This is a genomic window from Vibrio sp. Isolate23, from assembly GCF_022398095.1.
Classification (GTDB): domain Bacteria; phylum Pseudomonadota; class Gammaproteobacteria; order Enterobacterales; family Vibrionaceae; genus Vibrio; species Vibrio coralliilyticus_A.
The window spans coordinates 1-820 of sequence record NZ_JAKEUV010000029.1 but is presented as its reverse complement, the minus strand read 5'-3'; the positions used below and the strand labels follow the sequence as shown (position 1 = coordinate 820).

Sequence of the window (820 nt, the reverse complement as noted above, 5' to 3'; positions counted from 1 at the left end):
TCAAATGAGCTTGTTTGTTGTGTATTCTGATGATGGCGCTTTTTCATTAGGATAAATCCTCTTCCCCATAAGGGCTGTATGTTTTCATCAATGCTTGGCGGGATTCACCTTCTTGAGTTTTTGATAGTTCAGCGACTACACTCTGCATAGTAAGGCATAGAAATAAAGCCACCAAACCACCTATTTTAAACGAAACCAAACTGGCTCATATCCCATTTTTTTGTTTAATACATTACCTCTTTCTCTAATAAAATGATTAAAGTCACGATGATCACTTGGTGTATAGATAGCGCCTTTATACCCCTTGACTGGTAATCCTGTTAATTTATTCAACTGAGCAGCAAATGAATTACGACTATTATCTCCTGAATGACAAGCTAGTACTCTTATGCTTGAGATATTACTCAAATCATAATTTTGAGAAATTTTTGGAAGTAATTCCGATGCCTTATAGAAAGTGCCAGAAGTATCGCCCAATGCAACTCTTCCAGAAGTAAAAAAATCAGGCTTACTACCGTGCCCACTAATATTCAACCTCGGATTTCCCTTGTACTGGTCTATAAATGTCACCAACGCATCATTTTGACTTGATGAAGTATATGTATGGACTTTATTAACATATCCTCCTTTAGCAGAATCAGCCCCTAATTGAGGACGCACTCTAGAATCAGTGGATTTAATTTTACCCACTCCAATTCCTGCCGATGTACTCGCTACGCCTATCGCAGCACCAACAGCCGCCATCTGCAAAGACTTCTCGACACTGTTGCCCATCGCAACATTAATACCAAACTCCGCTCCCGCTGAGACTACCGTGTCT

1 protein-coding gene is annotated in these 820 nt (G+C 39.8%); it reads right to left on the bottom strand.

Translation table 11 applies throughout. The features are described from left to right. Positions 1-180: 180 nt before the first annotated feature. The coding region (locus tag L1D31_RS22455) for a hypothetical protein (protein ID WP_239839146.1) at positions 181-820 on the bottom strand (640 nt) is incomplete at its 5' end.